Origin of the sequence: Mycobacterium sp. SMC-18, assembly GCF_045310895.1 — a bacterium.
GTDB lineage: Bacteria > Actinomycetota > Actinomycetes > Mycobacteriales > Mycobacteriaceae > Mycobacterium.
This window is the reverse complement of the sequence record NZ_JBJIAL010000105.1, coordinates 1-3,364: the sequence shown is the minus strand read 5'-3', so window position 1 is coordinate 3,364 and position 3,364 is coordinate 1. Positions and strand designations below refer to the sequence as shown.

Sequence of the window (3,364 nt, the reverse complement as noted above, 5' to 3'; positions counted from 1 at the left end):
CATTTTCGAGAGACCTCGACCTCTATCCCGGCAACGACGCGCCAACCACCTCTACACCCTCATCTGTGAAGAGCCCCCAAACCCGCTGTGTCGCGTGCACTTTGGGGCCGCTCGCGGCGGTCGCGGTAACGCATTCGACCGAGACTGACCGCGCGGCCGTTATTGGCTCGATTTTCCGCCACCAGGTCAGGCTCGCGGTCGACGTGCGCCTAGGCGACGCCGCCCTGGGGCGCGGCATTGGCCCGGACAGTGTTGAGGATCGACACGATGTTGTCGACGTCGGCCTCTGGGAACACCTCTTCGGGGCCGGTCGGCGCCTTGTCGGTATAGGGGGAGTCATAGAGTCGCGCGACGGCGACGACGCCCGTCGCCGTCAGTTCGGTGACGATGAGATTGATGAACCTGATCTGGTCCGCAGTGAATCGCGATCCGTCGAGGTAGGCCCCGAACGCCTCTGTCGCTGCGGCACGATCCAGACCCACGAGCGACCGGACGAAGAGCCCGAGCCCATCGACCTTCGCCAAGTCGATGTCGGCGGGTTCACCCACGCCGCTGTCGATCAGCATCCGCTCCAGTGCGACCAGGTCGTCGGGCGTCAGCGGCTTGTTGCGGTACAGACGTTGCAGCGTGATGTGGTCCAGGTGGGACCTGAGGTACGCCCTGGCTTTCGCCTTGAACCGGTCCCAGTTGGTCCCCGGAGTGACGTTGGGTAGATCGACCAAGGTTGCTTCACCGAGTTCGTCCTGAAAGTCGGTGTATACAACGGTCTTCTGGGCGGGGTCCAGGAAGCGGACCAGTGCACGCACCCGCAGCCGGACGAGTTCGAGCATGGGCAGGGTGACGTCGACCCACCACTCGTCGGCGCAGATGTCGTCAAGGAGGGCCTGTTGCGCCGCGACCGACGGAATCGAGGTCTTGGTGAGCAGTCCTTCGGCGATTCCCTGAATTTTCGTCCGGATCCGTTCAGCCGCTACGGCATCGCCCTCGAGCTGTGCCAGTTGGCGGCGCAGGATCAACAGGTCGAACCGCTTGGCCTGTTCGTCGGTGTCCAGCTCCGAGGAAGGCAGGCCGGCGAGTTGGAGGGCGACGTCGCTCGCGGCCTCGTGCGTCAACGACGACCATGCCGGCCACTGCGCGTACTGTTCGACGAGTCGGCGGTGGGGCCGGACCAGCACGTTGTCGAGGTTCATGCCGACGACGATCTTGTGCAGGCTCCATGCGGTGTCGACGCGGAGCCCACGTTCGGATTCGGTGCCATGACCTTCCGGCGGATTGGTTCCTGGCACAGCGGAATCCAGCGCGGTGACCAGCCCGACGCGAGTTTCGAACAGGCGCTGATTCAAGGACTTTTGCAGTGAGCCCTGCGTACCCGGCAGATCCTGGCTGAAGAATTCCAGGTTTCCACAGCAATCGAAGACGTAGAAGTTCTCTTTGTCCTGTCCGAGTCCGAACAGGTTGGGGCGCAACCGGGTACCTCGGCCGATCATCTGCCAGAACTTGCTCTTGGACCGAACTTCTTTGAAAAAGACCAGGTTCACTACATCCGGCACATCGACACCGGTGTCCAGCATGTCGACGGAAATGGCGATGTGCGGTGCCTTGTCGGTGACGGAGAAGTCGTCGATGAGGCTCTGAGCGCGCTCGGTGCTGTGGGTGATGACGCGCGCGAATGTACCGGCGTACTCGGGGTATTGGATGTTGAACCGCTCGGCGATGAACTGTGCATGGGCTTGGTTCTTGGCGAAGATGATCGTCTTGCCGAGTCGGTCGCCGCCGGCGACCTTGTGCCCCTGCGACATCAGCTGCGCCAAGATCTTGTCGACGGTGTCGGCGTTGAACCAGAAGCGTCCCAGCTCTTCTGCCGACATGGCGTCGGGGGTGTCATCATCACCCCAGTCCAGGGAGTCCCATTCGTCCTTCTGGGCCTCGGTCAACTCGTCGTAGCGAATACCTTGGCGCAGGAACTTGGTGCCAACCGAAATTCCCACGGCGGGAACAAGAAAGCCTTCCTTGACAGCGTCGTCCAAACCGTAGGCGTCGGTTGGCATGCCGTCTTCGAGGTTGAACAGCCGGTAGGTGTTGTGGTCAACCTCGTCTTTGGGCGTCGCGGTGAGCCCTACGAGCAGTGAGTCGAACCAGTCGAAGATGGTGCGGTACTTGTGATACACCGAACGGTGTGCCTCGTCGATCACGACGAGGTCGAAATAGCCTGGACCGAAAGGCCGTAGCCCGTCGTCGACGGAGTTGATGAGGTTCATCATCGTGGGGTAGGTGCTCACGTAGACCCGGCCATCGGTGATCTTCTCGGTCACCAGGTTTACCGTTGTGGCGTTGGGCAGGTGCTGCTTGAATGCGCCGACGGCCTGATTGACCAGGGCGGTCCGGTCGGCCAGGAACAGCACTCGCTTGACCCAGCCGGCTTCCATAAGCTGCTTGACCAGTGCGATGACGGTGCGAGTTTTGCCTGATCCCGTCGCCATCACCAGAAGCGCCTCGCGCTTGTGCGCGGTGAATTCCTCACCAACTCGGCGGATTGCGTGAATCTGGTAGTGCCGCTCGACTATCGCCGAGTCGATCTCTGCGTCCGCCAACGACCTGCGGGTTGTGCGCCGCGAAATCGCCAGGGCCAGTTCGTCGGCGGTGAAGAAACCTTGGACCTGGCGGGGCGGATACCCGCCGGCGTCGTCCCACATCCAGTGGTCGTAGCCGTTGGTGTAGAAGATGATTGGCCGTCGGCCGGTCATCTGCTCCAGGCAGTCGGCGTATTGCTTGGCCTGTTCCTGGCCGACGTGCGGGCTCTTGCTGGTTCGTTTGGCTTCGACGACCGCGAGTGGCAGGCCGTCTGCGCCCCACAGCACATAGTCGACGTAACCCTTGCCTCCGTCGGGCATCCCGGTGACTTCGAACTCGCGGTCCCGCGGTTGGTCGAGGGCCCAACCGGCCTCGGCGAGATCGAGGTCGATGTACTCGGTACGAGTTTGTGCTTCGTTGTAGTCGCGGTCGTCGGGCTGCTGCTTCGCGGCCTGGGCTGCTTTGATCTGCTCACGCAGCGCGGCGATCTCGGCGTCTTTGGCCGCGGCAAGCTCGTCTTTCTGCGCCAGCGCCTTGGCGTGTGCTTCGTCCTGCGCCTTGAACTTCGTGGCCAGCTGGGCGACCTCGTCACGGCTCAGGGGCGCGGCCTTCGCCGCCAGCTTGGGATCGAACGGCAGCTTGAGTGGCGCGGCCTTGGGATAGGCCGAGTGGTGGTAGACGGCCCACACCGTGACGTGGTGAAGTTCCCGCAGGACCGTGAACCGTCCCGGGTTTCATGCACCCTCAGGTTTCTGTGATCCGGCCGGTCTACCGGTCACGAGTTGGGAATAGT

At 62.7% G+C, this 3,364-nt stretch carries 1 protein-coding gene; it reads right to left on the bottom strand.

Going from position 1 to position 3,364, the window contains the following annotated elements; all coding sequences use genetic code 11:
* Positions 1–209 precede the first annotated feature (209 nt).
* Entirely contained in the window at positions 210–3,260 is a 3,051-nt protein-coding gene (locus ACJH6J_RS30210; protein WP_406805020.1) for a DEAD/DEAH box helicase family protein, read from the bottom strand.
* Positions 3,261–3,364 lie beyond the last annotated feature (104 nt).